We start from the raw sequence: 24,486 nt of genomic DNA, 5'->3' as shown, positions 1-24,486 counted from the left end.
AGCCGGTCAACCCGCGGCGGCGAGACGGCGCGGCGCCTGTCGCGTCTTGAGGGCGCTCTCAATGGCTTCCGCCAGATGAGCCGCGTCCCGGCCGACGCTGGAGAACCGCCCCGACCCCCAGGTGTGGAGCCAGGGGAGGCCCAGGAAATAGAGGCCGTCGACGTCCGTCACGCCGCGTTTGTGCTTCGGGTGGCCATGATCGTCGAAGACCGGCGCCTGCAGCCAACCGAAGTCGGGACGGAAACCGATGCACCACACCACGGCGGCGATCCCTTCGGCCAGGAGATCCAGCGACGTCGTCTCCGTCTCGGGCTGCCAGAGCGGCGTGTAGACCGAGGCCGGGGGCGCTTCCAGGCCCTGTTCCAGAATGAAGCGGTCGATTGAGGCGTTGATGCGGTTGTAGGTGCGATCGGCCTCGTCGAGGCTTGCTCCAACGGTCGGCTGAAACTGCAGGCGGCCTTGCGCGAAGCCATCGAGATGGCCGTAGAGCCGCATGCCCTCCAGGGCGAAGCGCCGGAGGTCGATGTCGCGCCCCCCGTTGCGACCGGTGACATAATGGTTGGTGTTGTCACGCACGCCCTCGCGCAAGGGGTGCTCCTCGACGGGGATCTCGTAGTAGTTCATCAGGGCAAGCCAGGTGACGACGTCCCGGCCGCGGTAGAAGCGCGCGCAGCGGGGCGCATTGCCGACGGCAAGATGCACGCGCCGACCCTCCAGATGCAGGTCTTCGGCGATCTGGGCGCCGGATTGGCCGGATCCGACGACGAGCACCGGGCCGTCCGGCAGCTGCCGGGCATTGCGGTACTGTTCCGAGTGGATCTGGACGATCGGGGCCGGCAGTTCCTTGGCATAGCCCGGCATGATCGGAACCGTGTACCCCCCGGACGCCGCAACGACCTGATCGGCGTGGAGCGAGCCGACTGACGTTTCGACTAGAAACCCGCCCCCCGGCTGCGGCACGATCCGGGTGACGGCCGTCCCCTCGCGGAGCGGCGCGTCCACCTTCGCGCGGAAGGCCGCGAGGTAGTCGAGGATCTCGGGCTTGGTCATGAACCCGTCGGGGTCCGGGCCGTCATAGGCGTGGCCCGGCAAGTCGCACTGCCAGTTCGGCGTCACCAGGCAGAAATTGTCCCAGCGCCGGTCGGCCCAGACGTGCATCGCGGTCGACTTCTCGAAGACGAGATGCCCGATGCCGCGGGACGTCAGGTGGTGGCTGAGGGAGAGGCCCGCCTGGCCGCCTCCGACGATGGCGACGGGGATCGAGGGAGGTAGCGATCCGGCCATGAACTACTCCTGAAATGAGAGGACGCCGACTTCCGCGTCGACTGTGTCGCCAAAAGCCCGGCACCGAGCCTCGATGCGCTCGATCTGTCCGAGGGCCCGGGAGCACGGAAAGCCGTACTTCGCCCGGACGCGGTCGCTGGCGATCGACAGGGCGGTGCGCGACCGATCGCGGAACTCGGCGAGCGGATACGTGCGACCGGGCTGCAGGTGCTCCTTGATCACCGACGAGGGCGAATAGCAGTCCTCGGACGCGCCGTCGGGCCAGCGGATGGTGAAGCCGACCTCAGGCATGGATGCCTCGCGCCCTGTCCGCGTGAGCGCGTTCAGCGCTGACGCCGGGCCCAAGGTTGCGAGGAAGAGCCCGCCAGCCGGAATGCAAGGAAGACGCCGCGGTTCTCATGCCGCAACACCCAGCTCAGCCGGCAAGATCAAGGGTTCGACGCCGAGATCGCGGATGATCTCCACACGTTCCCCGTCGCGGATCGAGACGGCATGGCCTGCCGACACCACGCCGATCCCGCTGGCGGCGATCTGGCGCTCGGCGAACAGGTCGAGCACGGCTGCGACGTTGGGCGGGGATACGGAGAGCAGGTAGCCGTAGCTCGGGAAAGTCAGCAGCCACCGTTCCAGCGACACGCCGTCGGGCTTCGGGACAGCGCCGACGTCGATCGTCATCGCGACCCCCGAGCATTCGGCGAACATGGCGGCGGTCCCGACGATGCCGCCCTGGCTGATGTCCTTCGCCGCCCTCGCCAGCCCGCTCTCGGCGATGCGCGGCAGGAGTTCCAGGTCGCCGCGCAGCCGCTCGCCCGGCGCATCCGTTGCCGCCTCGAAGTTGGAGAAGGGCTCGCGGTAACGCCCGCGCAGGTCGATCGCCGCCACCAGAACGTCGCCCGGCCGCGCGTCGAAGCTGGTCAGCAGGCGCCTGGCCCGCCCGAGGATGGCGACGGAGAGCTGGGCGCGGTCGGTCTTGAGGTTGGTATGTCCGCCGACGATGGGCACGCCATAGCGCTCGGATGCCGCCCGCAGGCCTTCCATGACCGCGCGTGCCGAAGCATCGCCATTCGCCCAGAGAGCGTCGACCATGGCCACGGCCCGTCCGCCCATGGCCGCGACGTCGGAGAGGTTGACCATCACGCCGCACCATCCGGCGAACCAGGGATCGCGGGCGACGAACTCGTTCATGAAGCCCTCGATGGCGAGGAGTTGCCAGCCCTCGCCGTCGGGAATGGCGGCGCAGTCGTCGCCGACCGGCACAGCCCCCGCGGCGGACAGGCCGAGCCGGCTGGTCGCCTCGGCGATATCACCTTTCGCTGCGAGCCCCGCGCTGTCCCGCAGGATCTCGGCCAGCGCCGCAAGGTCGAGGGCGCCGGTCATGCCGCGGCCCTCAGCGCCATGAAACCGGTCTCGGGGGTGTGGAACGGCGGGTAGCGGGAAAGGTCGGCCTCCATCCGGTGATGCAGCCGACCGTGCAGTTCGACCTCCTCGACGGTGGTCCAGTGCAGGCGGCGGAAGAGGAGGACGTTCTGGCCTTGCACATGGGCGAGGAAGCGCGTGCAGCCGCGGGCATGGGCCGAGGACACCGCCAGCTTGATCAACGCCGTGCCGAGCGCGCCGACCTTGCGGTGGTGCTCGCAGACCGCCAGGCGCGATCCCCACCAGAGGCCGGGCGCTTCCTCGTGGATGCGCACCGTGCCGACCACGGCATCGGCATAGACGCCCCAAAGCGCCAAGGCGACGATCGGGATCGCCACATCGTCGATCGCGTCGCGGTCATCGTTTTCGAAGATCCCCTGCTCGCGGCAGAAGACGGCGCGGCGGAGCGCGGCCGCACCCTTCTTCTCCCAGGGATCGACGGCGTGCTTGATCTGGAAACCGGGGGCCACGAAGGAGCGGACGGGACCTGCCATCATGCCGCGCACCCCTTCACATCGGCTTCGCCCCGCTCGTAGGTCGAGAGCGCCGAACAGGCACCGCACTTCGCACAGCCGGCCTTCACGTCCACCGACTTCAGCCCGCCGTCGACCAGCATCCTCGCCAGCGGGCGCAGGATCGCATGCATGAAGGCGGGATCGGGCGTCGGGTGGCTCTCCATCGGCGTGCCGGAGATCGGCACGAAGGGCACCACGAAGGGGTAGACGCCGATCGCCACCAACCGTTCGCAGACCGACAGAATTTCCGCATGGCTGTCGCCGAGCCCGGCGAGGATATAGGTCGAGACCTGGCCGCGCCCGAACACCGGCACCGCGGCCTCGAAGGCCGAGAAGTAGCGCTCGACCGAGACCTGCGCCTTGCCGGGCATGATGCGGTGGCGCACCGGCTCGGTCACCGCCTCGAGATGCATGCCGAGCGCATCGGCGCCGCTCAGGCGCATCCGCTCGAACCAGGCGTCCTCGTCCGGAGGCTCGCACTGGACCTGGATGGGAAGGTTGACCGCCGCCTTCACGCCGGCCGCGCTCTCGCAGAGGATCGCCGCGCCCCGATCGCTGCCGGGCGGCGTGCCGGTGGTCATCACCATGTGCTTGACCCCGTCGAGGTCGACGGCGGCCCGAGCCACTTCGCCCAGCTGCGCCGGCGTCTTGCGCTCGATCGTGCGCCCCGCCGCCAGCGACTGGCCGATGGCGCAGAACTGGCAGGTCTTGGTGCGGCTCTGGTAGCGGATGCAGGTCTGGAGGACGGTCGTCGCCAAGACGTCCCGCCCGTGAAGCACCGCGATCTTGGAATAGGGAATGCCGTCCGCGGTCGAGAGATCGTAGAATTTCGGGCGGAGCGGGAAGGAGATGTCGCCGATCGGCAGCCCCTCGCGCAGCACCCGGCTGCGGCCGAAGGCGTCGGGCTTCTCGACGAGATAGGGGCTCTCGAAGGCCGGCGCTGTGTGGACGGGGACCATGACGGTCATCCCGTCGATCGTCATCGCCTTGTGGTCGGACGGCCCTGCCCCGCCGCGGCGGGAATCGGCGCCGGCCTTCGGATCAACGAGGCGGGCGCCGAAGGACTGCAACTCGTTGATCAGTTCCGCTGTGTCCATCGCGGTCGGCAGCATCGGCATCATCGCTTTCGTCTCCGAAGGAAAGAGCGGCGGGATCTGCGGCAGCGCGCATCGGCGCCTGGGGGCGGTTGTCGAGGACCAGCGACAGGAGTTCCGGCCGGGCGTAGTGGCCGACGGAGTCCATCATGCGCTTGCGCTTGGTGATGAGGCCCATGTCGAGGTCGGCGACGAGGATGCCCTCGCCCGTCGTCAGCGGCGGCACCAAATGGGCGCCCTCGGGCGAGATGATCGCCGTCATGCAGCCGCCGCGCAGGCCGCGCTGCAGCTTCTCGTCGGGCTGGATCTCGGCGATCTGCTCCTCGGTCAGCCAGCCGGTGGCGTTGACCACGAAGCAGCCGGACTCCAGCGCGTGATGGCGGATCGTCACCTCGATCTGGTCGGCGAAGATCGGCCCGACCAGCGAGCCCGGGAACTGCGCGACGTGGATCTCCTCGTGCTGCGCCATCAGGGCGTAGCGGGCGAGCGGGTTGTAGTGCTCCCAGCAGGCGAGCGCCCCGACGCGCCCGACGGCGGTGTCGACGACGGTGAGACCCGAGCCGTCGCCTTGCCCCCAGATCATTCGCTCGTGGAAGGTCGGCGTGATCTTGCGGCGCTTCAGGACGATGCTGCCGTCCGCGTCGAACACGATCTGCGTGTTGTAGAGCGTGCCATGGTCGCGCTCGTTGACCCCCAGCGCCACCACGACGCCGTGGCGACGGGCCGTCGCGGCGACCGCCGCCGTCGCCGGGCTCGGGATCGTCACCGCGTTCTCATAGAGGCGGAGATGCTCCGCCCCCGTCGCCATCGGCGGATGGCAGAAGGAGAAGTAGGGGTACCAGGGCACGAAGGTCTCGGGGAAGACGACGAGCTTCGCGCCCTTGCCCGCCGCCTCCGCGATGGCGTTGAGGACACGCTCGACAGTGCCCTCGCGCGAGGCAAGGTCCGGCGCGATCTGCACCGCGGCGACCCTGACCAGCTGCTTCTCCTTCATGGCCAGTCCCTTCCTTCCCGCCGCCTCAGACCGTCCAGGTGTGCATCATGAAGGCATCCTTGCGGTGCAGCAGGATGAGATCCAGCACGTCCTGCGGCGCGATCGGCCGGATGCCGGGAATGAGCGAGCCTTCGCCGTGCCCGTACAGCGCCTGCAGGGCGAAGCGGCAGGCATAGACCTTGCCGCCCTCCTCCATGAACTTGACGAGCTGGTTGTTCATGTTCTGGTGGCCGGGAAAGGCTTCGTCGCCGAGTTTCGGGAAACCGCGCAGAAGCCCGAGCGTGACGCCCGGCCCGTAGAGCAGCACGCTGGTCTCGAAACCCTTGCGCAGCAGGCGGGTGGCCTGGAGCAGGTTGACGAAGCCGATCGAGCCTTCGAACGCCACGGTGTGGAAGGTGACGAGCGCGCGCTCGCCCGGGTCGGCCTTCACGTCCTCGAAGACCTTCTCCTCGTAGTCGACGAGATAATCACCCTTTTGGTGCGGCTCTTTTTGAACGACGGGCATGACTGTCCTTCCTCGTGACGGATGCGGGTAGCAGGCGCTGCCGGCTGGCGGCGTGATGAGGATCGGCGCTGCTCCGCGATCCGGTCAACGCGGATCGATTGATGCAGTCAATTTTGCCATCAATAGAACAGTACCGGCACTACCGATCGACGCTTTGAAAGGCGGTTGTTATCAATATAGGCAGAGATCTGCATCATTTCGGGCAGATGCGACCGTTGTGGAGCAGGACGTCGCACTGCCTTGAAGTACTTCGCGATACAGTCAATGTATGGTCAATCCACTGGATCGATCTATCGTGGAAGTCGGGATCACCATGCAGGACTGGAAGCCCGATCTCTCGCGGAGCGACAAGCCGCGGTATATCGCCCTGGCCGACCTTATGGCGGCCGACATCATGGGGGGAATGCTGGCGGCGGGAGACCGCCTTCCGCCGCAGCGCCGTCTAGCCGAACGCCTCGGGATCGACTTCACGACGGTCGCCCGCGGCTATGTCGAGGCACAGAAGCGCGGGCTGCTGGTCAGCCGGGTCGGGCGCGGCAGCTTCATCGCCGCCGACGCGGCCGAGCGCCTGAAGCGGGACCGACCGGCCGCGACGTCCTTCGCCCGGCCGCCTTCCTCCTCCCGCACCGACTTCAACATGAACCTGCCGCCGGAGCCGGACAGCCCCGCTTTGCTGGCCAGGATGGAGGCCGGCTTCTCCGTGGTCGCCGGCAACATGAAGGCGCTGCTGCGCTACCAGGGCTTTGGCGGCGCACCGAGCGATCGGGACGCGGCATCGAACTGGCTGGGGCGGCGGGCCTTGGTCCCGACGCAGGAGCGCCTGTTCGTGACGCCCGGCGCGCATTCGGCGCTCCTCGGCATTCTCCGCCTCCTCTGCTCGGCGGGCGACATCGTCCTCTGCGAGGCCATCACCTATCCGGGCATCCGGGCCATCGCCGCGCAGAAGGACTTGCGTCTCGTCGGCATCGCCATGGACCGGGACGGCATTCTCCCGGCGGCCTTTCGCGCCGCCTGCCGGACGCTGGAGCCGAAGGCCCTCTATCTGAACCCAACCCTTCACAACCCGACGACGCTGACCATTCCCGCCGCCCGCCGGGCGGAGATCGCCAATGTCGCGCGCGAGTTCGGCGTGCCGATCATCGAGGATGACGCCTATGGCTTCATTCCCGATCACGGCGAGCCACCCTTCGCCGCGATCGCGCCCGACCTCACTTGGCACGTCGCGGGGCTCGCCAAGTGCATCGGCGCCGGGCTGCGCGTCGCCTATGTCGTTGCGCCCGACGCGCGGTCCGCCTGGCCGTTCATGGCGGCGATGGCCGCCGCCAACGTCATGGCATCGCCGATCACCGCGGCGATCGCCACGCGGTGGATCGAGGACGGGACGGCTGACGCGATCCTCTCCTTCGTCCGCGACGAGGCGCGCGCCCGCCAGCGCATGGCGCGGGAAATCCTCGACGAGGGCTCGTTCCGCGGCGATCCGCTCGCCTTCAACATCTGGATGCCCCTCCCCGCCGGGTGGACGCGGTCCGCCTTCATCGGGCAGATGCGCGGCACGGGCATCGGCGTCGTGGCAAGCGACGTCTTCGTCGCCGACAGCGCGGCGCCGCCGGAGACCGTGCGTCTCTGCCTCGGCGGACCGATCACCCGGGAGAACCTCCGCAAAGTCCTCACCTTCGTCGCCCACTCGCTGGAGGACACGCCGGAGCGCGCGCCGAGCTTCTGGTGAGATCCGGTCGTGACCCGGTAATGAGTGGAAGCCCCGAATGCCTGGACACCAAAGGGCGTTCTGGAGCAGCACGGACGACCGCGGTCGACATCGGATGCGCAGGTCCTCGCCAGAATGCGTCAGTTGCGCCAGTTGGCGGCACGGCGCAGCAAGGGCACGGCATGGTCGATGAAGACGCGGACGGCGCTGCCGATCTGCCGTTCGACCTAATAGGACAAGGCGTGCACGATGCCGATGCCATGCACGGCCGCCTCGATCGCCGCACCAACGCCGTTGATGGAAACGCGGCAGGCCACTTGAACGGAACGGGCATGGCGGGCTGCGTTCGGCTTGCGGCTGATGCGCCCGTTCCTTGACAAGGCGACGAAATCCATCGCCTGAGTCCTTCACGTCGGCTTCTCACAGAGGAGACAGGCATGGCTTACGGATTTCTCGACATAGCGGTGACACCCGCCGTCCGCGCCGCGCAGGAAGCGAATGGCGTCGCGGAGATGTGGCAGGGTTTCAAGGGGGATCGCGCGTTCGACCGGTTCGATGCGGCGACGCAGCAGTTCATTGCGGCGCGCGACAGCTTCTACCTCGCCTCGGTGTCCGAGACCGGCTGGCCCTATGTCCAGCACCGGGGCGGGGCGCGCGGGTTCCTGCGGGTGATCGACGACCGGACACTCGCCTTCGCCGACTATCGCGGCAACCGCCAGTACATCAGCCTGGGCAACCTTTCGGTCAATGACAGGGTCAGCCTGTTCCTGATGGACTATCCGAACCGGACGCGGCTGAAGATGTATGCGCGGGCAACGGTGCACACCCTCGACGAGAATATCGAATTGACGCGCAAAGTGATGGGCGAAGCTGCTCCCGGTCGCACGGAACGGATCATCACGCTGCAACTCGAAAACTACGACTGGAACTGCCCGCAATACATCGTGCCGCGGTTCACGTCGGAAGAGAACGAAGCCATCCTTGATCCCGTCCGGTCGCGCCTCGCCGAACTGGAGGCGGAGAATGAGACGCTGCGACAGCAGATCGGCGCAGCGGCAAGCTAGCGCGGGCCGGGATGTGCGGATCGCCGTGCTGCCGGAGGCATGCCGCTGCAGAAGTTGTAGAAACGCAGCGGAGGGGACGGCGGCTCCGCCGATGGATCAAGCTTCCGGCCTGACGGATGCCGTAATATGGCACTTGTTATGGCATACGGGGGAAGCATGTTTCGACCGACGCTTATCACCCTCCTCGCCTGCGTGACCCTTCTTACCGTCAACGGTGCATCGGCTGCCGAGGGGGACGTCAAACCTCTTCCTCAAACCGCCGCGACTTTCGGCCGGGAAACCTGTCGCTCGATCGAGGACGAGGCGGCGCGCAACGGCTTGCCCGCCTCCTTCTTCGCCCGCCTGATCTGGCGGGAGAGCCTGTTCAATCCGAAGGCCATCAGCCCGCGCGGCGCGCAGGGCATCGCGCAGTTCATGCCAGGGACGGCCTCGGAGCGCGGCCTGGATCCGTTCGACCCGGCGCGGGCCCTTGCCGAGTCCGCGAAATACCTGACCGAGTTGCGGACGCGCTTCGGAAGCCTAGGCCTCGCCGCGGCCGCCTACAACGCCGGCCCCGGTCGCGTCGCGGCCTGGCGCAAGGGCGGGACGGTGCTGCCCGGCGAGACGCAGGATTACGTCATCTGGATCACCGGACACTCGGCCGAGGACTGGTCGACGGCGAAGAAGCCGCTGGGCGTGCTGCCGATCGCCGACGACATGTCGTTTGCGACGGCTTGCCGGAAGCTGGCCGCCCGGGGCCTCACCGCCAAACTGCCGCCTCCCTCGCTGCGGCGGTCGGGCTGGCAGGCGCTGTTCGCCGCGGGGCTCGGCATCACGCAGATCAAGGCGTCGAAGCCCGGGCGAACGCGCGTCGTGATCGATCTCAACCACGCGCAGAACGCCAAGGCGTCCCTGACGAACCCGAAATAGGCTGCATCCGCCGATCATTGGTCCGGCAGTCATTGGTTTGGGCAGGCATTGGTCCGGGCGTGGGCGGCATTGGTCCGGGGACGCTATCGCGGGCGATTCCGGCTGGTCATCCTCTCCTCACTGGAACGGCCGAAAAGGCCGCCGGACAACGAGGAGACGATCCATGACGAAGATGAAGGGCATCCGCCGCACGCTCGCGACCGCCGCGCTGGCCCTTGCCGTTGCCGCGTCCCCCTTGGCGCTGTCGCTGAGTGCCGGGTTCCATGCCGCGACGGCCGCGGCCAAGGATGGTGGCTCCGGCGGGGATTCCGGGGGCAACTCCGGTGGCTCGGGTGGTGGCGGCAACCGGGGCGGCGGCAGTTCGGGCAACGGCGGATCCGGCAAGGACGGTTCGGGCAAGGACGGGAGCAGCCGTGGCGGGGAGGCCCGGGGCGGTGGCGACGACAACTCCGCCGACGGGAACGGATCGCGCGGTCGCGGCGGTGAAGTTAGGGGCGGTCGCGAAAGCGAACCGAACGATGACGCCCATGACGACAATGGCGTCCATGACGACAATGGCGGCCACCGCAAGGGCAGCAGTTCCCAGCGCGACGATCGCACCGCCACCCGCCTCGGCAATGTCGACGACGTCGAGGCCAGAACCGAGGACGGCTTCAAGCTCGAGATCGAGAACGGCCGGTTCGAGATGAAGGACCAGCGGGGCCGAACCGTCGTGGAGCGACGGGCGACAGCGGAGGATCGCGCCAGGATCTCCGACCTGCTGCGCTGAACGCGCCGCTCATCCGCCGGAGGCGCGGCTCTGCGCCAGGATCGCCGCCTGGGTCCGGTTGCGCACGTTCAGCTTGGCGAGAATGCTGGTGACGTGGTGCTTCACCGTCTTCTCCTGGAGGTCCAGCCGCAACGCCACCGCCTTGTTGCTGAGACCGCTGGCGACGAGCGTGAGGATTTCCTCCTCGCGCTCCGTCAGCCGCGCCATCGGGTCGGCGGGCGGCGTGGCGGCGGTCGTCCGCCGCCGCATCGTCGACAGGATGCGGGCGGCAAGGTGCGGCGGGACATAGCTCTCCCCGCGCACGACAGCATCGAGCACCTCGACGAGGCTGTCGGATCCGACCCCCTTCAGCACATATCCGCGGGCGCCCGCCTCGAGCGCCGCGAAGACGTCGTCGTCGCTTTCCGAGGCGGTGAGGACGACGACGAGAATTGCGGGAAGGCTCTCGCGGATCCGGCGGACCGCCGACAGGCCGCCGCCGTGCATCGACAGGTCGATCAACGCGATGACCGGCGCTGCCGACGTCGCCAGCGCCACCGCCTCGTCCGCGTCGGCAGCCTTGCCGACGACGGCATAGCGCCCCGTCTCCTCGAGGCTCAGCGCCACGCCCGCCCGAAAGAGGGGATGGTCGTCCGCCACGACCACGCTCACGGGTTCGCTCATGTCGTCAACTCCGCCGCGCTGCCATGCTTCAATGTCATTTCGAGCCGCGTTCCGGAAAAGCCGCTCTCCACGGCAAAAGTCCCGCCGAGGCTCTCGATCCGGTCGCGAAGTCCGGTGAGGCCGAGCCCCGACGCCGCGTCCGCCGCAAAGCCCGATCCGGCATCGCGGACCTCGACGACGACAGCCTCGCCCTCGACGCGCGCCGCCACCGCCTGCCCGCGGCCGTCCGCATGCCGGAAGGCGTTGCTGAGGCCCTCCTGGACGAAGCGGTAGATGGCGAGCTTCTCGGCGGAGGCGAGCACCGGATTGGCGTCGGGCGATTGCAGCGCGACCTCGGTCGCCGTCCGGCGCTCGTGGGCGAGCACCGCGTCACGCAGCAGGTCGCCGAGCGCCAGCGTCTCGATATTCGGCAGTGCGAGGCCATGGCAGATGCGCCGGATCTCGATCAGCGCATCCCCGAGAAAACTGCGGATGGGCAGAAGCTCCGCCGCCCGGTCCCCGAGCCCCTGGGCCAGGGAAAGGCTCCCGAGCCGAAGCGCCGCGAGACCGAGCAGCTGCGCCGGTCCGTCGTGAAGATCGGCGCTGAGCTGGCGGAGCGTCCTCTCGTTGACCGCCGAGACGCGGGTTGCGGCATCCCGCACGCGCCGGCCGAGGCGATGGTTCTCCTCGAGCAGGTCCTGCAAGTCGAGCACCTGCCTTTCCAGGGCGCTGCGCTGGCGAGAGATGGTCGAACTGCCGCGCAGGACGATGCCGAACAAGGCCCCGATCATCGCGACCGTCACGGCGCCGACCACGATCCAGCTGCGCACGCGCGCGGCGAGGAGGCTCGCTTCCAGTTCCTCGGCATGCTCGTAGAACTCGGCGACCGCGACGGTCTTGCCGGACCAGGGCGCGCGGATCGGGTGGTAGATCTCAAGCAGCGGGACCCCGGCATCGCGCTCCAGCGCATCCTCGTCGTCGGAAAGATCGTCGAACTCGGCCGCGACCTTGCCCTCCCAGGCCTCGCGCAGGCTCGCCGTCGGCTCGAAGCGCTTCCCGATCAGGCTGGGCGCGCTGCTGTAGATGATCAGCCCGTCGCGCCCCCAGAGCTTGAAGGTCTCGATCCGCTCGCCCAGCGCCCCCGTGGACAGCGTCTCGTCGAGGGCGGTCCGGGCACCGTCGCCGAGCACGTTCGATCCGTCGATGTCGGGCAGCAGCGGCGCGATGACGCCGTCGACGTAGAGCGCGGTCGCCGTCGCGGTGTTGCGCGTGACGCTTTCGGTGATCTGGCTGGTGACCCAGAAGCCGATCGTCAACATGCCCGCCAGCAGAACGGTCGCGCCGCCGAGGAGATACTGGCGGGCGAGCGTCAGCACCCGCCATCGGCGGAGGGTGGGCGTGAGAAGGGCGGCGAAAGGCATCATCGCCGACCACCCTAGCCGGTTTCGCCCGGCCGGACATGGGACCAATGCGCGGCGTCCCATGGGACCTTGGTCCGAAGCGTTATCATCGCCGAGCGGTCATCCTGTCGGCGAGGGTGTTGCTAAAGGCATGCACCCGCGATGCGATGGAGAGATGCCATGAAGACGGCCATGATGCGCAAGATGATCGCCCGGACCGGGCTTGCCGGCCTCCTAGCCGGCTCCCTGCTGGTCCATGCCGCTCCCGCGCTCGCCCTCGGCGACGACACGCCGGCAACACCGACCTGCAAGAAGGGCGAAGTCTATGACGGGAAGCTGAAGAAATGCGTCAAGCGCGCCGGTGCGAGCCTCACCGACGATGCGCTCTCAGACTACGCCTACGCTCTCGCCAAGGAAGCCCGCTTCGAGGAGGCGCTGGAAGTGCTGGACACCTTGAAGCAGCCCCACACCGCCAAGGCGCTGAACTATCGCGGCTATGCCACGCGCAAGCTCGGGCGGACCGAAGAGGGCATCGGCTACTACCTCCAGTCGGTCAATCTCGATCCCCGCTATGCGCGGGTCCGCGAGTATCTCGGCGAGGCCTATGTCATCCAGGGCAAGCCGGATCTCGCACGGCAACAGCTCGCGGTCATCGAGACGCTCTGCGGCACCTCCTGCGAGGAGTACCAGGACCTCAAGGAGGCCCTCGTCGACTGACCGGACGGCTGCCGCGGGGCCGGCGACCCCGATGGCACCGACTTCTGTTTGACAGACCCTTCGATCGGAGCGGCCTCCCCGCGGCGGCCTCCCTGCGCTGGTCCGAACGCGAACGGAGACTCTGCCGCGCGCCCTCTTTACGCCCTCGGGACGCGCGACGCCTTATCGACCGACGTTCACGACGGGCGTTTGAGAAGGCCATCGATGAAGATATCGAGGAGCCGCATGACGTTGGCTTCCCAGCCGGGCTCCTTGCCCATCATCGACATCCCGACCAGCGCGTGCAGCACGTCCGCCGGCGCGACGTCGTGACGGATCCGGTCCGCGGTCACGGCTTTATCGAGAAGCAGCCCGATGGCCCGCGTCAGGTGCTCGAAGGAAAAGGCGTAGACGTCGGACGACTTGTCCACCGCCAGCGCCAGCGCCGTCAGCATGCCGTGCTTGGTAGCCACCAGCTTGACGCCGCCGCGCGACCACTGCCGGAGAGCCTCGACGGGATCGGGACCGGCTGAGAGGCTCTCGGCAAGACGCGCCAACTCCTCGACCTCCCGGCGGTAGACCGCCTCGAAAAGCGCCTCGCGGGTGGGGAAATGCCGATAGAGGGTGCCGATCCCGACCCCGGCGCCCCGCGCCACGGCCTCGAGACTGGCCGCCGGTCCGCCGCAGCGGAAGACATCGACCGCCGCGGCGAGCAACCGTTCCCGGTTCCGCACGACGTCGGTGCGCGGCTTGCGCATTCCCTTCTCCGGTTCGCTTGCCATCTTACAGATTAGAACTCCTCGAAGCTTGTAAGCGGAGGCACCCTCCGTATATGCTCTAGCGAGCGCTGCACGTGAACCCGTGCGGACGTGTTCTGGGGGCCACTCGTGCAAAAGTCACGGACGGCCCTGGTTTGATACCGCACGAGACGGGGGAAAGCATGGCCCATTCCATCCGACTGACCATCAACGGGGAGGAGCGGCGGATCGACCTCGACGATCCGCGCGTGACGCTCCTCGACCTGCTGCGCGAGCGGCTGGACCTCACGGGGACGAAGAAGGGGTGCGACCGCGGGCAATGCGGCGCCTGCACGATCCTGGCCGACGGCCGGCGGATCAATTCCTGCCTCGCGCTGGCGCTGAGTTACGACGGCGCGGAGATCACCACCATCGAAGGCCTGGCCGAGAACGGCACGCTGCATCCGGTCCAGGCCGCCTTCATCGAGCACGACGGCTTCCAGTGCGGCTTCTGCACGCCCGGCCAGATCATGAGCGCCGTCGGCCTCCTCGCGGAGGACCAGGCCCGCGGCGACCCGGAGCGGGTGCGCGAGGGAATGAGCGGCAATCTCTGCCGCTGCGCCGCCTATGCCGGCATCACCGAGGCGGTGCTGGAGGCCGGCCGACGGATGGCCGCGTTGGCAGAGGAGAAAGCGGCATGAGAAACTTCGACTACGTGCGGGCAACGAGCGTCGCCGAGGCCGTCGCCGCAGCGGCAGGGCCGGATACGGCGTTTCTGGCCGGTGGCACCAATCTCCTCGATTTGATGAAGGGCGACATCGCGCGCCCCGGCCGTCTCATCGACATCACCCATCTGCCGGGCCTCGACAGCATCGAATGGCAAGCGGACGGATCGGTGCGCATCGGCGCGCTCGTGCGCAACGCCGATCTGGCACATGATCCGCGTTTTGCCGCGGCCTATCCGGCCGTCGCCGAAGCCCTGCTGTCGGGGGCGTCGGGACAGCTGCGCAATGCCGCGACGGTCGGCGGCAACGTGATGCAGGAGACCCGCTGTCGCTACTTCTACGACACGGCCAGCGCCTGCAACCGGCGCGAACCCGGCAGCGGCTGCGATGCACTCGGCGGCGAAAACCGCTTGCATGCGGTGCTCGGCTGGAGCGAGGCCTGCATCGCCACGCACCCGTCGGACTTCTGCGTCCCTCTCGCGGCGCTCGGCGCGATGGTGGAACTGGAGGGCGCGGCGGGGCGCCGGCAGGTGCCGCTCGCAGACTTCCACCGCCTGCCCGGCAACACGCCACAGGACCGCACCATGCGCACGCCGGGCGAGATGATCGTTTCTGTCGTGTTGCCGCCGGAAGCTTCGGCCGTCGCCCGTCACTCCCGCTACCTCAAGGTGCGCGAGCGGACCTCCTATGCCTTCGCCGTCGTTTCCGCCGCGGTAGGCCTCGAGCTTGAGAACGGCCGCATCCGCGCGGCCCGCATCGCGCTCGGCGGCGTCGCCGCACGCCCCTGGCGCTGTGCGGCCGCCGAAGCGGTCCTCGTCGGGCAGACGCCGGGCCCCGAGGCTTTCGACCGGGCCGCCAAGGCCGCGCTCGAAGGGGCCATGCCCTCCGGCGACAATGCCTACAAGATCGTGCTCGCCGAGCGCATCGTTGCGCGCGCACTGCAGCTTGCGGCCGCCGGCACGCCGGAGCGCCTTCCGGCGCTTCCGGCCTCGCCCTTCGCCGCGCAGTCCAAAGGGGACCTCCATGTCTGAGACGACCTTGAACGAGACGGGCGCCCGCCGGCGTCACGGGTCCAACATCGGCCAGCCCCTCACCCGGCGCGAGGGCGTGCTCAAGGTGACGGGCGCGGCGACCTTTGCGGCCGACAACCATCCGGCCGGCATGCTCTATGCGGTCGTCGCCACCAGCACGATCGCCCGCGGCCGCGTCACCTTCCTCGACGAGGCAGCCGCGCGGGCGCATCCGGGCGTCGTCGAGGTCTTCACCCCGGCAAACCGCCCGCCGCTGGCGGCCGATCCGGACGAGAAGTCCAACCCCTTCATGTTCCGGATGGACCTCCTGCAGAACGCCGGCGTCCGTTATCCCGGACAGGCGATCGCGCTGGTGGTGGCAGAGACGCTGGAGGCGGCGACCGAGGGTGCCCTGCTTCTCGCCCCGCGCTACGTGGCCGAGGCGGCGCGCACCGGCCTCGACGGCTCGGAAACCTTCTCACCCGACGTGGTCGGGGCGGGCAACCCCGCCTTCGACGAGACCGGCGACATCGACAGCGAACTCGCCGCGTCTGCCCACCGCATCGAGGCGGTCTACGAGACGCCCGCGCAATACCACAACGCCATGGAGCCACACGGCGTTGTCGCGAGCTGGGACGGCGACACCCTGTCGCTGGATATGCCGACGCAGGCGCTCGGCATGGCGCAGCAGCGCATCGCCGGCCTCTTCGGCATCGCGCCGGGCGACATCCATATCCGCAGCCCCTTCCTCGGCGGCGGTTTCGGCTCCAAGGGCTTTCCGGCCGGGCCGCAGGTGCTCGGCATCCTCGCGGCACGTGCCCTCGGCCGCCCGGTCAAGCTGGTGCTCCGCCGAGAGCAGATGTACGGCCCGGTCGGCCACCGCGCCCCGACACGCCAGACGATCAGCCTCGGCGTCTCCGATGACGGGACGCTGCGGGCGATCGGCAACCACACCCGCACCGCCTCCAGCACCTTCGACGACTTCCTCGAGCCGGCGGCGAGCGTTGCCCATACGCTCTATGCCAGCCCCGCCATCCGCACGAGCTACGAGGCGGTGCGGCTGGATACCGGCACGCCGCTGTTCATGCGGGCGCCGGGCGAGGCTACAGGATCGATCACGCTGGAAAGCGCGATCGACGAGGCCGCCTTCGCCGTCGGGATGGATCCGCTGGCGTTTCGGCTGAAGAACTATGCCGAGGTCGAGCCGATCTCCGGCAAGCCGTTTTCGTCGAAATCCCTGCGCGAGTGCTATCGGCTGGGCGCCGAGCGCTTTGGCTGGAACGGGCGCCCGGTTGAGCCGCGCGCGCGCCGCGACGACGCCGGCCTTCTTGTCGGCTCGGGCGTCGGCACGGCGACCTTCCCGGCACTGATGTTCCAGGCCAACGCGCGCGCCACCATCCACCGCGATGGCACAGGGCTCGCCGAGATCGGCGCGCAGGACATGGGGCAAGGCGCCTGGACCGCTCTGGCGCAGATCGCCGCAGACGCTCTCGGCCTCGGGATCGACGAGGTGGAGTTCCTCTCAGGCAGTTCCGACCTTCCCGATGCCGGGATTGCGGGCGGATCGGCGCATACCGCCACCGCCGGCATGGCGCTGCATTCAGCCGGCGTCAACGTGATCGCCAAGCTCGCCGAGATCGCCACCAGCGACGAGCGCTCGCCGCTGTTCGGCGCCGGCAATGTCGGCACCGTCGCTGTCGACGGGCGCCTGGTTCGGCGTGATGACGAGAGCCGTGGCGAAAGCTTCGCCGACATCCTGCAGCGCGCGGGCCTCGACCTCGTCACCGCGGAAGGCAAGAGCGCCGGCGATCCAGCGGCGCAGGAAGCCTACGCCATGCATGCGCATGGCGCTGTCTTCGCCGAGGTGAAGGTCGATCCCGATCTCGGGCAGATCCGGGTGACGCGCCTCGTCGGCGCCTTCGCGGCCGGGCGCATCATCAACCCAAGGATGGTCGAGAGCCAGCTTCTCGGCGGCATGGTTTGGGGCGTGTCTTTCGCGCTGCACGAAAAGGCGATCACCGACGCCCGCTCCGGTCGCATCCTCAACGCCGATCTCGCGGAGTACCACATCCCGGTGAACGCGGACGTGCCGTCGATGGAAGCGATCCTGGTGCACGAGGACGATCCGCACGTGAATGCCCTCGGTATCAAGGGCGTCGGTGAGATCGGCATCACCGGCACGGGCGGGGCCATCGCCAACGCGATCTGGCACGCCACCGGCAAGCGCATCCGCCGGTTCCCGATCGGCCTTGCCGATCTACTCGACTAAGCCGGCATGCCTCCTGCGGTGAGCGGTTCGCGCCGTCGCAGGAGGCTGGTCAGGTTTTAAGAAGGAGCAGAGCTGGACGGTAGGTTCGGCCCTCGCCCTGCGTCGGGGTCAGCCGATGTCGGCGTAGGTGCAGCCGGCCTTTTCGAGGGCCTTGTCGACCCAGGACCGGTCGACGGTACCGGCATCGGTTTCCTCCATCTGCCGCGTCTCGGCAGCATGCTTCTTCTGCGCTCCTGCGAGCACGGCCGCGGTGTCGCCGCGGGCGACGGCAAGGACGCCGTCCATGTCGCCGAGCATCAGGTCGCCGGGCGAGATGGTCATGCCGTCGAAGGCGATGGGGTAGCCGATCTCGCCAGGGCCATCCCGATAAGGTCCGCGGTGGTTGATGCCCAGCGCGAAGACGGGAAGGTTGCGGACGAGGAAGGCCTCGGCGTCGCGCACCGCGCCGTAGAGCACGAAGCCGGCGACGCCGCGCTTGATCGCATGCGCCAGCATCAGCTCGCCCATCAGCGAATTGGTGAGATCGCCGCCGGCGTCCATGACGATGATGTCGCCGGGCTCGGCCATGTCGATCGCCTTGTGCAGCATCAGGTTGTCGCCCGGGCGCGAGCGGACGGTCAGCGCCGGCCCAGCAAGATTGCCGTCCTTGTGCATCGGACGCAGCCGCGGCCCGGCGGAGGCGAGACGCGACATGGAATCGCTGACATTGGCGACTGGCAAAGCGCGGAAGGCCTCGACGGTGGCGGCGTCGACACGGGTCCAGTTGCGGTTGATTCTGAAGCCTACGGGCATGGTGGCACTTCCTGTTGGGGTCGGGAGATCAGGCGGCGAGGGTGTCGGCGTGCGACAGGCTGGCGGCGTCGGGCGCCTTGCCGTCGAGCACGTCGATGATGTGGCGGGCGGCGATCTCCGCCATGGCACGGGCCGAGCCGGTGGTGACGCCGCCGATGTGCGGGGTGGCGACCAGCGTGCCGAGCGGCCAGAGCGGGCTGTCCGCGGAGGGTGGCTCGGCGGCGAAACTGTCCAGCGCCGCGCCGGCGATGCGCTTCGCGGCGAGTGCCTCGGCCAGCGCCGCCTCGTCGATGATGCCGCCGCGCGCGGTGTTGACGATCAAGGCGGTCGGCTTCATCAGCGCCAGCCGGCGGGCGTCGATCATATGCCGCGTCTCGGTGGTCAGCGGGCAGTGCAGGCTGACGATATCGGCGGCGGCGACGAGGTCGTCGACGGTCTTTGCCTCGGTGTAGCCGGCCGCCAGGATCGCCGCGGACGACATCGGGTCGTAGACGGTGACCTCCATGCCGAGGGCCTCGGCAAGGCGTGCGGTGTGCCGGCCGATGGCGCCGAAGCCGACGAGGCCGATCAGCGATCCCGCGATGTCGCGGCCGATGAAGGTCGGCTTCGGCCATTCGCCCGATTTCACCGCGCGGTCGAGTGGCAGGACTTCCTTGATCAGCGCCAGCGTCAGCGCGATGGCATGCTCGGCAACGGCGAGCGAATTGGAGCCGAGCGAGCGCAGGACGGGAATGCCGCGGGCGGTGGCGGCGCGCAGGTCGATGTTGTCGATGCCGACGCCGTGCTTGACGATCACCTTGAGCTTCGGCGAGGCGGAGATGACGAGGTTGTTGACCTTGCCCTGGCGCACCATGATGGCATCGACGCCGAGCTCGCGCGCCCGCTCGGCCACCACTTCCGGCGCGTCGTAGGGCGGCGAGAAGAAGACGTCGATGTCATGAGCGTTGAGCAAGGCGATGGCGCTCGGGGCGATCTGCGTGTGGGTCACGAGGATCCGGCGGCTGCGGCCGCTGCCGTTGGGGGTGTCGCTCGGCATGGCGAGAGCTCCTTGACGATGAAGACTTAACGGCGTTCGGAAAGGGCGATGACGGCAGCCGCCCGGGCGGCGATCGGCACGTCGATAAACTGGCCTTCGAGGGTGAAGGCGCCGGTCCCGGCGGCGGCGGCGGCGGCATTGGCGGCGATCACCTTGCGCGCCCACGCGATTTCGGCCTCGGACGGGGCGAAGGCCTCGTTGAGGACGGCGACGACGCTCGGGTGGATGCAGCTCGCGCCGTCGAAGCCGAAGTCGCGCGCCTCGCGGGCGGCAAGCCTCAGGCCATCGACGTCGCTGTAATCGGCGACGGTTCGGAGGAGGCCGAAGGAGAGGACGCCTGCGGCCTTCGCCGCCATGTGGATCAGCTGTTTCGGCAGCTTCAGCACCTCGGGCGTAGGCTGGGCGCCCATGGCGGTGGCGAGGTCTTCGGCGCCGGCGCTGAGGGCGAGCACGCGGGGACCCGCGGCGATCGGCCTCGCGTCGAACACCGAGCCCGGATCCTCGATCAGCGGCACGAAGACCATCGGCTTGCGGCCGAGCTCGGCCTCGATCGGGGCGATGTGGCGGACGATCGCGGCCAGGATATCGGGCGTGGAGACCTTCGGGATATAGAGCCCGTCGGCGCCGGCGCGGCAGGCGGCTTCCGCGTCCGGCAGCAGGCGCTCGTCGGAATTGTTGACGCGCACGAAGGTAGTGGCGCCCTTCTGCCCGACGCTCGGCACGGTCTGCGACAGGGCCTTGCGCGCTGCCGTCTTTTCCGAGGGCGCGACGGCATCCTCGAGGTCGACGATCACCGCATCGGCGCCGCGCTCGTGCGCCCTGCCGATGAACTTCGGGCTGCTGCCGGGGACGTAGAGGAGCGAGCGGATCATGCCGATGCCTTCGTCGCCGCGGCGATGGCGGCGATTGCTTCGGCATCGAGGCCGATCTCGCCGAGGATCTCGGCATTGTGCTCGCCAAGGGTCGGCGCTGGGCGGCGCCAGACGCCGGGCGTGGCGGAGAGGCGCGGCACGATGTTGTGCATCGGCAGCGAGCCGTTGTCGGCATCCTCGACCTCGACGATGATCCCGCGCTCCTCGAAATGGCGGTCGGCGGCGATGTCGGCGATGTCGAACACCGGGCCGACCGTCGCGCCGGCCTCGCGCATGATGGCAAGGCCCTCGTCGCGGTCCCGCGCGGCGAACCAGGCACCGACGGCCTCGTCGACGAGGAGGCGGTTGCGCACGCGCTCGCTGTTGGTGGCAAAGCGCGGATCGGTCTTCATCTCGGGGCGGCCGATGATGTCGAAGATCCGCATCGTCACCGCCTGCATCGAGCCGGACAGCGCGACGAACCGGCCGTCCCGGCAGCGGTAGATGTTGCGCGGCGAGACGGTGTTGGAGCCGCTGCCGACACGCTCCTTCACCTTGCCGGTGAGCCGGTGGATCGAGGCCTCCGGGCCCAGCACGGCAAAGATCGGCTCGAGCAGCGAGAGGTCGATGACCTGGCCGTGCGCCATGCCCTTTTCGCGGGCGAGCAGCGCCATGGTGGTGGCCTGCGCTCCGAACATGCCGGAGATCATGTCGGCCAGCGCCAGAGGAGGCAGCACCGGCTCGCGGTCGGGGAAGCCGGTGCGCGCGGCAAAGCCGCTCATCGCCTCGACCAGCGTGCCGAAGCCCGGCAGATGCGCATACGGGCCGGTCTGGCCGAAGCCGGAAATCCGGACGATGATCAGCTCCGGATTGAGCTGGAGCAGCGCCTCGGGGGCAAGGCCCATCTTTTCCAGCGTGCCCGGCCGGAAATTCTCGACCAGCACGTCGGCGGTCCGGATCAGCGTCCGCAGCGCCTCGAGTGTTGCCGCATCGCGCAGGTTCATCACCACCGAGCGCTTGTTGCGGCCATAGGTCTTCCAGTGCAGCGACTGGCCGTCGTCCTTCCAGTCGCGCAGCGAGTCGCCGGACGGTGGCTCGATCTTGATGACGTCGGCGCCGAAATCGGCGAGCTGCAGCGTCAGCATGTTGCCGGCGACAAGCCGCGAGAGATCGACGACGCGCACGCCGGACAGCGGGCCAATGGCGGCTTTGTCGAAACGGATGACGTCTTTTTCAGTGCTCATGGGCGTCTCACTTGCCGTCCGGTTCGGCCGGGAAGATCGTCGCGGCCTCGGGCGGAATGCGGATGAAGAGCTCGCCTTGCGCGATCTCCTCGGCGGTCTGGATGCGGAAGCGCGAGCCGGCGCCGGCGACTTCGTACTGGTAGACCGAGCCGAGATAGGTGCCGTGCTCGATGCGGGCGGCGATCGCGTTGTCCTGCGGGCCGGCGACGATCTCCAGCCGCTCGGGGCGGACGGCGACGACCAGCGTGCCGTCCGCGGCGGCGCGGCCGGGCAGCGTGCGGATGCGCGAGCCGTCGGCCAGCTCGACGTTCGGGAGCCCGTCGACGTCGCCGCCGAACAGCTTGCCGGACAGGAAGTTCGACGAACCAATAAAGTCGGCGACGAAGGCGTCGGCCGGAGTGTTGTAGATCTGTTTCGGCGTGCCGAGCTGGCGCAGGTGCCCCATGCTCATCACCGCGATGCGGTCGGAGACGGCGAGCGCCTCGGACTGGTCGTGGGTGACGTAGATGGTGGTCACCTTCAGCCGCTCCTGCAGCTCGCGCAGCCAGACCCGCGCCCGCTCGCGCAGCTTGGCGTCGAGGTTGGACAGGGGCTCGTCGAGGAGCAGCAGGCTCGGCCTATACACCAGTGCCCGGGCGAGCGCGACGCGCTGCTGCTGGCCGCCCGACAGCTCGAACGGGAAGCGCTCGGCATAGGGCATCATCTCGACCAGCGTCAGCGCGTCGCGGATCCGCTCCTCGCGCTCGGCCTTGCCCATCTTCCGCAGCTTCAGCGGAAAGGCGAGGTTGTCGGCGACGCTCATGTGCGGCCAGAGCGCATAGCTCTGGAAGACCAGGCCGATGTCGCGGTGCTCCGGCGCGACGGAGATGCCCTTGGCACCGTCGAACAGCACCTTATCGCCGATGCGAATGGTGCCGGACGTCGCCTTGTTGAGGCCGGCGATGGAGAACAGCGTCGTCGACTTGCCGCAGCCGGAGGGGCCGAGAAGGGTGAGGAATTCGCCCGACGGGACGGTGATCGAGACGTCGTTGACGGCGGTGACGTCGCCATACTGGATGGTCAGACGGTCGAGGACGAGATCAGCCATAGATCTTGGCTCCCAGTACGCGGCGCGCCAGAAGCACGAAGACCGCGGTGATGACGACTTGGATGGTGGCGAGGGCCGAGACCGGGCCGTTGTCGCCCTGGGCGACCAGCTGCAGCATCGTGGTGCCGATGATCTCGGAGCCGGGCTGGTAGAGGAAGACCGCCGTCACGTACTCCTTGAAGAAGTGGATGAAGAGCAGCGCGAAGCAGGAGAACAGCGCCGGCTTCAGGATCGGCAGGATGATCCGCGTCACCGTGGTCCACCAGTCCGCCCCGGAGATGCGGGCGCCGCGGTCGAGCTCGTCGCCGACCTGCGAGAGCGCCGGAGCGATGGCGCCGAAACCGACCGGGATGTAGCGCAGGATGAACGCCAGCATCAGGATCCAGATGGTGCCGCGGATGACGTCGAGGCCGGGGATCCAGACCACGGCGTAGAAGAAGCCGAGGCCGGCGATGATGCCCGGCAGCGAGCGCGGGAACAGCGCGACATACTCCAGCGGCCGGGCGAAGCGGAACTCCGACCGACGCGCGACGAGGGTGATAACGGCGATGAAGAACGTGCCGACGACGGCGCCGACGAGCGAGATCAGCACCGAATTGCCGATCGAGCGCATGTAGGAACTGGAGTTGAAGATCAGCTCGAAATTCGCCGTCGTCATCAACTTGTAGAACGGGATCAGCGGCGTCAGGAAGGTGACGCCCGCCCGCATGAAGATGCCGGCGAAGATCGCGACGATGGTGGTGAGGACGTAGAAGGCGACCACGGCGAAGGCGACCCAGCGCCAGGGGCCGAGGTCGAGCGTCGAGGGCCGGGTCGCCTTGCCGCGCACGGTGACGAAGCGGCCGCTGCCCTTCATCAACCGCCCCTGCAGCCAGACGAGGAAGCCGACGACGAGGAGCAGGATCAGCGAGGCCGCGCCGACGATGCCGTAGTCCGGCTGCACGGCGGCGTTGATGCCGCGGTCGTAGAGGAAGGTGGTGATCGTGTTGATGCCGCTCGGCGCGCCGAACAGCAGCGGGATCGCCAGCATCTCGATGCCGATGACGAAGTTGAGGACGGCGGAATAGATGATCGCCGGGCGCATCATCGGCACGGTGACCGACCAGAGCGCGCGGAACGGGCCGGCGCCGGCCGAACGGGCGGCATCCTCCAGCGAGGCGTCGGCCTTGGTGACGGCGCCCAGGCACATCAGATAGGCGAGTGGCGCCTGGCTGAGGCCGGCGACGATGCCCATGCCGGTGATGGAATAGAGGTTCCAGGGGATCGTGCCGATCCAGCCGCGCACCGCGAGCGAGACATAGCCGGAGGGGCCGTACATGGTGAACCAGCCGAAGGCGATGACGAGGTTGGACACGAACAGCGGCCAGAGCAGCAGTTCGCCGAACAGGCGGCGAAACGGCAGGTTGGTGCGGCCGACGATCACCGCCATGACGGCGCCGAACACCTGTGCGACGACCATGGTCAGCACGGCGAAGGCCGCCGTGTTGAAGAAGATCCCGACGATCTCCGGATCGCCGAACAGACGGCCGAAATTGCCGACGGTCATGCCTGCCGCGGTATCGTAGAGCGGCTTGTCGAGGAAGGCCTGGACGATGATCGGGGCGATCGGCCCCACCACCATCACGGTGGTGAGGGCAAAGACTCCCCAGAAGATCAGCCGCGAGCGATCGAAGCCCACGGTCGACCCCTTGTCGGCGGTCGTGGCTGTCATGGCGATGGTTTCCGGTGAAGGGTCGGGAGCG

General features: G+C 68.5%; 25 protein-coding genes. 8 read left to right on the top strand and 17 right to left on the bottom strand.

Going from position 1 to position 24,486, the window contains the following annotated elements; genetic code table 11:
* Positions 1-6 precede the first annotated feature (6 nt).
* The 7 genes from ACZL02_RS19290 to ACZL02_RS19260 all read right to left on the bottom strand — a co-directional run bounded on the left by ACZL02_RS19290 (position 7) and on the right by ACZL02_RS19260 (position 5,808).
* On the bottom strand, positions 7-1,284 hold the full coding sequence (locus ACZL02_RS19290; RefSeq protein WP_472940512.1) for an MSMEG_0569 family flavin-dependent oxidoreductase: 1,278 nt from the start codon (positions 1,282-1,284) through the stop codon (positions 7-9).
* Between the two features lie 3 nt (positions 1,285-1,287).
* Complete coding sequence (locus tag ACZL02_RS19285; RefSeq protein ID WP_472940511.1) at positions 1,288-1,575, bottom strand: MSMEG_0570 family nitrogen starvation response protein; 288 nt, start codon at positions 1,573-1,575, stop codon at positions 1,288-1,290.
* Between the two features lie 105 nt (positions 1,576-1,680).
* The gene (locus ACZL02_RS19280; RefSeq protein WP_472940510.1) at positions 1,681-2,661 is read right to left on the bottom strand and encodes a sll0787 family AIR synthase-like protein; all 981 of its coding nucleotides are present in this window, start codon (positions 2,659-2,661) and stop codon (positions 1,681-1,683) included.
* Positions 2,658-3,197: an MSMEG_0567/Sll0786 family nitrogen starvation N-acetyltransferase gene (locus ACZL02_RS19275; protein WP_472940509.1), complete on the bottom strand. Its 540-nt coding sequence runs from the start codon at positions 3,195-3,197 to the stop codon at positions 2,658-2,660. Before ACZL02_RS19275 ends, ACZL02_RS19280 begins: the two co-directional genes overlap by 4 nt.
* Positions 3,194-4,333 (bottom strand): MSMEG_0568 family radical SAM protein, encoded by a 1,140-nt coding sequence (locus ACZL02_RS19270; protein ID WP_472940508.1) that lies wholly within the window; start codon positions 4,331-4,333, stop codon positions 3,194-3,196. Before ACZL02_RS19270 ends, ACZL02_RS19275 begins: the two co-directional genes overlap by 4 nt.
* On the bottom strand, positions 4,257-5,303 hold the full coding sequence (locus ACZL02_RS19265) for a Nit6803 family nitrilase (RefSeq protein ID WP_472940507.1): 1,047 nt from the start codon (positions 5,301-5,303) through the stop codon (positions 4,257-4,259). Before ACZL02_RS19265 ends, ACZL02_RS19270 begins: the two co-directional genes overlap by 77 nt.
* Before the next feature lie 25 nt (positions 5,304-5,328).
* Positions 5,329-5,808: an MSMEG_0572/Sll0783 family nitrogen starvation response protein gene (locus ACZL02_RS19260; RefSeq protein WP_472934872.1), complete on the bottom strand. Its 480-nt coding sequence runs from the start codon at positions 5,806-5,808 to the stop codon at positions 5,329-5,331.
* Positions 5,809-6,121: 313 nt separating this feature from the next.
* On the opposite strand from ACZL02_RS19260, the gene ACZL02_RS19255 reads away from it, so the two are divergent.
* Positions 6,122-7,534: an aminotransferase-like domain-containing protein gene (locus ACZL02_RS19255; protein ID WP_472940580.1), complete on the top strand. Its 1,413-nt coding sequence runs from the start codon at positions 6,122-6,124 to the stop codon at positions 7,532-7,534.
* A gap of 206 nt (positions 7,535-7,740) precedes the next feature.
* Here ACZL02_RS19255 and ACZL02_RS19250 read toward each other — a convergent pair whose 3' ends face one another.
* Complete coding sequence (locus ACZL02_RS19250; protein WP_472940506.1) at positions 7,741-7,908, bottom strand: hypothetical protein; 168 nt, start codon at positions 7,906-7,908, stop codon at positions 7,741-7,743.
* Between the two features lie 42 nt (positions 7,909-7,950).
* Here ACZL02_RS19250 and ACZL02_RS19245 point away from each other — a divergent pair, with 42 nt between their 5' ends.
* The 3 genes from ACZL02_RS19245 to ACZL02_RS19235 all read left to right on the top strand — a co-directional run bounded on the left by ACZL02_RS19245 (position 7,951) and on the right by ACZL02_RS19235 (position 10,255).
* Entirely contained in the window at positions 7,951-8,577 is a 627-nt protein-coding gene (locus ACZL02_RS19245; RefSeq protein WP_472940505.1) for a pyridoxamine 5'-phosphate oxidase family protein, read from the top strand.
* Positions 8,578-8,733: 156 nt separating this feature from the next.
* The gene (locus ACZL02_RS19240) at positions 8,734-9,486 is read left to right on the top strand and encodes a lytic transglycosylase domain-containing protein (protein ID WP_472940504.1); all 753 of its coding nucleotides are present in this window, start codon (positions 8,734-8,736) and stop codon (positions 9,484-9,486) included.
* Positions 9,487-9,649: 163 nt separating this feature from the next.
* The gene (locus tag ACZL02_RS19235; RefSeq protein ID WP_472940503.1) at positions 9,650-10,255 is read left to right on the top strand and encodes a hypothetical protein; all 606 of its coding nucleotides are present in this window, start codon (positions 9,650-9,652) and stop codon (positions 10,253-10,255) included.
* A gap of 9 nt (positions 10,256-10,264) precedes the next feature.
* On the opposite strand, the gene ACZL02_RS19230 is transcribed toward ACZL02_RS19235, so the two are convergent.
* Positions 10,265-10,918: a response regulator gene (locus tag ACZL02_RS19230; RefSeq protein WP_472940502.1), complete on the bottom strand. Its 654-nt coding sequence runs from the start codon at positions 10,916-10,918 to the stop codon at positions 10,265-10,267.
* Complete coding sequence (locus tag ACZL02_RS19225) at positions 10,915-12,321, bottom strand: sensor histidine kinase (protein WP_472940501.1); 1,407 nt, start codon at positions 12,319-12,321, stop codon at positions 10,915-10,917. The genes ACZL02_RS19230 and ACZL02_RS19225 overlap by 4 nt, the downstream gene beginning before the upstream one ends.
* A gap of 156 nt (positions 12,322-12,477) precedes the next feature.
* Between ACZL02_RS19225 and ACZL02_RS19220 the strand changes: the two genes are divergently transcribed.
* Positions 12,478-13,014: a tetratricopeptide repeat protein gene (locus tag ACZL02_RS19220; RefSeq protein WP_472940500.1), complete on the top strand. Its 537-nt coding sequence runs from the start codon at positions 12,478-12,480 to the stop codon at positions 13,012-13,014.
* Between the two features lie 176 nt (positions 13,015-13,190).
* Here the strand turns inward: ACZL02_RS19220 and ACZL02_RS19215 are convergent, their stop codons facing one another.
* Entirely contained in the window at positions 13,191-13,751 is a 561-nt protein-coding gene (locus tag ACZL02_RS19215; RefSeq protein ID WP_472940499.1) for a TetR/AcrR family transcriptional regulator, read from the bottom strand.
* Between the two features lie 182 nt (positions 13,752-13,933).
* On the opposite strand from ACZL02_RS19215, the gene ACZL02_RS19210 reads away from it, so the two are divergent.
* The 3 genes from ACZL02_RS19210 to ACZL02_RS19200 are packed head-to-tail and all read left to right on the top strand — an operon-like array spanning position 13,934 to position 17,734.
* The gene (locus tag ACZL02_RS19210; RefSeq protein ID WP_472940498.1) at positions 13,934-14,431 is read left to right on the top strand and encodes a (2Fe-2S)-binding protein; all 498 of its coding nucleotides are present in this window, start codon (positions 13,934-13,936) and stop codon (positions 14,429-14,431) included.
* Positions 14,428-15,486: an FAD binding domain-containing protein gene (locus ACZL02_RS19205; protein WP_472940497.1), complete on the top strand. Its 1,059-nt coding sequence runs from the start codon at positions 14,428-14,430 to the stop codon at positions 15,484-15,486. Before ACZL02_RS19210 ends, ACZL02_RS19205 begins: the two co-directional genes overlap by 4 nt.
* Positions 15,479-17,734, top strand: a complete 2,256-nt coding sequence (locus ACZL02_RS19200) for a xanthine dehydrogenase family protein molybdopterin-binding subunit (RefSeq protein ID WP_472940496.1) — start codon at positions 15,479-15,481, stop codon at positions 17,732-17,734. Before ACZL02_RS19205 ends, ACZL02_RS19200 begins: the two co-directional genes overlap by 8 nt.
* A gap of 108 nt (positions 17,735-17,842) precedes the next feature.
* Here ACZL02_RS19200 and ACZL02_RS19195 read toward each other — a convergent pair whose 3' ends face one another.
* From ACZL02_RS19195 to ACZL02_RS19170, 6 genes are read right to left on the bottom strand one after another with little or no spacing between them, the layout of a single operon-like run.
* Complete coding sequence (locus ACZL02_RS19195; protein ID WP_472940495.1) at positions 17,843-18,526, bottom strand: RraA family protein; 684 nt, start codon at positions 18,524-18,526, stop codon at positions 17,843-17,845.
* Between the two features lie 28 nt (positions 18,527-18,554).
* Entirely contained in the window at positions 18,555-19,562 is a 1,008-nt protein-coding gene (locus tag ACZL02_RS19190; protein WP_472940494.1) for a hydroxyacid dehydrogenase, read from the bottom strand.
* A gap of 26 nt (positions 19,563-19,588) precedes the next feature.
* Positions 19,589-20,434 (bottom strand): HpcH/HpaI aldolase/citrate lyase family protein, encoded by an 846-nt coding sequence (locus tag ACZL02_RS19185; protein ID WP_472940493.1) that lies wholly within the window; start codon positions 20,432-20,434, stop codon positions 19,589-19,591.
* Positions 20,431-21,657, bottom strand: a complete 1,227-nt coding sequence (locus ACZL02_RS19180; RefSeq protein ID WP_472940492.1) for a CaiB/BaiF CoA transferase family protein — start codon at positions 21,655-21,657, stop codon at positions 20,431-20,433. The genes ACZL02_RS19185 and ACZL02_RS19180 overlap by 4 nt, the downstream gene beginning before the upstream one ends.
* A gap of 7 nt (positions 21,658-21,664) precedes the next feature.
* Positions 21,665-22,744, bottom strand: a complete 1,080-nt coding sequence (locus ACZL02_RS19175; RefSeq protein WP_472940491.1) for an ABC transporter ATP-binding protein — start codon at positions 22,742-22,744, stop codon at positions 21,665-21,667.
* Positions 22,737-24,455 (bottom strand): ABC transporter permease, encoded by a 1,719-nt coding sequence (locus ACZL02_RS19170; RefSeq protein WP_472940490.1) that lies wholly within the window; start codon positions 24,453-24,455, stop codon positions 22,737-22,739. Before ACZL02_RS19170 ends, ACZL02_RS19175 begins: the two co-directional genes overlap by 8 nt.
* Positions 24,456-24,486 lie beyond the last annotated feature (31 nt).

The sequence above is a fragment of the Mesocryomonas fontinalis genome, assembly GCF_055730125.2.
Note: the sequence above shows the minus strand (reverse complement) of the source record. Positions and strands in the feature narration are given on the sequence as shown.

Bases quoted from the DNA above. Each gene is read 5' to 3' on its own strand.
- ACZL02_RS19220 (WP_472940500.1), top strand. From the start codon at position 12,478: ATGAAGACGGCCATGATGCGCAAGATGATCGCCCGGACCGGGCTTGCC.
- ACZL02_RS19195 (WP_472940495.1), bottom strand. From the start codon at position 18,526: ATGCCCGTAGGCTTCAGAATCAACCGCAACTGGACCCGTGTCGACGCC.
- ACZL02_RS19270 (WP_472940508.1), bottom strand. From the start codon at position 4,333: ATGCCGATGCTGCCGACCGCGATGGACACAGCGGAACTGATCAACGAG.
- ACZL02_RS19285 (WP_472940511.1), bottom strand. From the start codon at position 1,575: ATGCCTGAGGTCGGCTTCACCATCCGCTGGCCCGACGGCGCGTCCGAG.
- ACZL02_RS19260 (WP_472934872.1), bottom strand. From the start codon at position 5,808: ATGCCCGTCGTTCAAAAAGAGCCGCACCAAAAGGGTGATTATCTCGTC.
- ACZL02_RS19205 (WP_472940497.1), top strand. From the start codon at position 14,428: ATGAGAAACTTCGACTACGTGCGGGCAACGAGCGTCGCCGAGGCCGTC.
- ACZL02_RS19280 (WP_472940510.1), bottom strand. From the start codon at position 2,661: ATGACCGGCGCCCTCGACCTTGCGGCGCTGGCCGAGATCCTGCGGGAC.
- ACZL02_RS19255 (WP_472940580.1), top strand. From the start codon at position 6,122: ATGCAGGACTGGAAGCCCGATCTCTCGCGGAGCGACAAGCCGCGGTAT.
- ACZL02_RS19180 (WP_472940492.1), bottom strand. From the start codon at position 21,657: ATGAGCACTGAAAAAGACGTCATCCGTTTCGACAAAGCCGCCATTGGC.
- ACZL02_RS19215 (WP_472940499.1), bottom strand. From the start codon at position 13,751: ATGCGCAAGCCGCGCACCGACGTCGTGCGGAACCGGGAACGGTTGCTC.
- ACZL02_RS19250 (WP_472940506.1), bottom strand. From the start codon at position 7,908: ATGGATTTCGTCGCCTTGTCAAGGAACGGGCGCATCAGCCGCAAGCCG.
- ACZL02_RS19275 (WP_472940509.1), bottom strand. From the start codon at position 3,197: ATGATGGCAGGTCCCGTCCGCTCCTTCGTGGCCCCCGGTTTCCAGATC.
- ACZL02_RS19225 (WP_472940501.1), bottom strand. From the start codon at position 12,321: ATGATGCCTTTCGCCGCCCTTCTCACGCCCACCCTCCGCCGATGGCGG.
- ACZL02_RS19210 (WP_472940498.1), top strand. From the start codon at position 13,934: ATGGCCCATTCCATCCGACTGACCATCAACGGGGAGGAGCGGCGGATC.
- ACZL02_RS19170 (WP_472940490.1), bottom strand. From the start codon at position 24,455: ATGACAGCCACGACCGCCGACAAGGGGTCGACCGTGGGCTTCGATCGC.
- ACZL02_RS19185 (WP_472940493.1), bottom strand. From the start codon at position 20,434: ATGATCCGCTCGCTCCTCTACGTCCCCGGCAGCAGCCCGAAGTTCATC.
- ACZL02_RS19265 (WP_472940507.1), bottom strand. From the start codon at position 5,303: ATGAAGGAGAAGCAGCTGGTCAGGGTCGCCGCGGTGCAGATCGCGCCG.
- ACZL02_RS19175 (WP_472940491.1), bottom strand. From the start codon at position 22,744: ATGGCTGATCTCGTCCTCGACCGTCTGACCATCCAGTATGGCGACGTC.
- ACZL02_RS19230 (WP_472940502.1), bottom strand. From the start codon at position 10,918: ATGAGCGAACCCGTGAGCGTGGTCGTGGCGGACGACCATCCCCTCTTT.
- ACZL02_RS19190 (WP_472940494.1), bottom strand. From the start codon at position 19,562: ATGCCGAGCGACACCCCCAACGGCAGCGGCCGCAGCCGCCGGATCCTC.
- ACZL02_RS19245 (WP_472940505.1), top strand. From the start codon at position 7,951: ATGGCTTACGGATTTCTCGACATAGCGGTGACACCCGCCGTCCGCGCC.
- ACZL02_RS19200 (WP_472940496.1), top strand. From the start codon at position 15,479: ATGTCTGAGACGACCTTGAACGAGACGGGCGCCCGCCGGCGTCACGGG.
- ACZL02_RS19235 (WP_472940503.1), top strand. From the start codon at position 9,650: ATGACGAAGATGAAGGGCATCCGCCGCACGCTCGCGACCGCCGCGCTG.
- ACZL02_RS19240 (WP_472940504.1), top strand. From the start codon at position 8,734: ATGTTTCGACCGACGCTTATCACCCTCCTCGCCTGCGTGACCCTTCTT.
- ACZL02_RS19290 (WP_472940512.1), bottom strand. From the start codon at position 1,284: ATGGCCGGATCGCTACCTCCCTCGATCCCCGTCGCCATCGTCGGAGGC.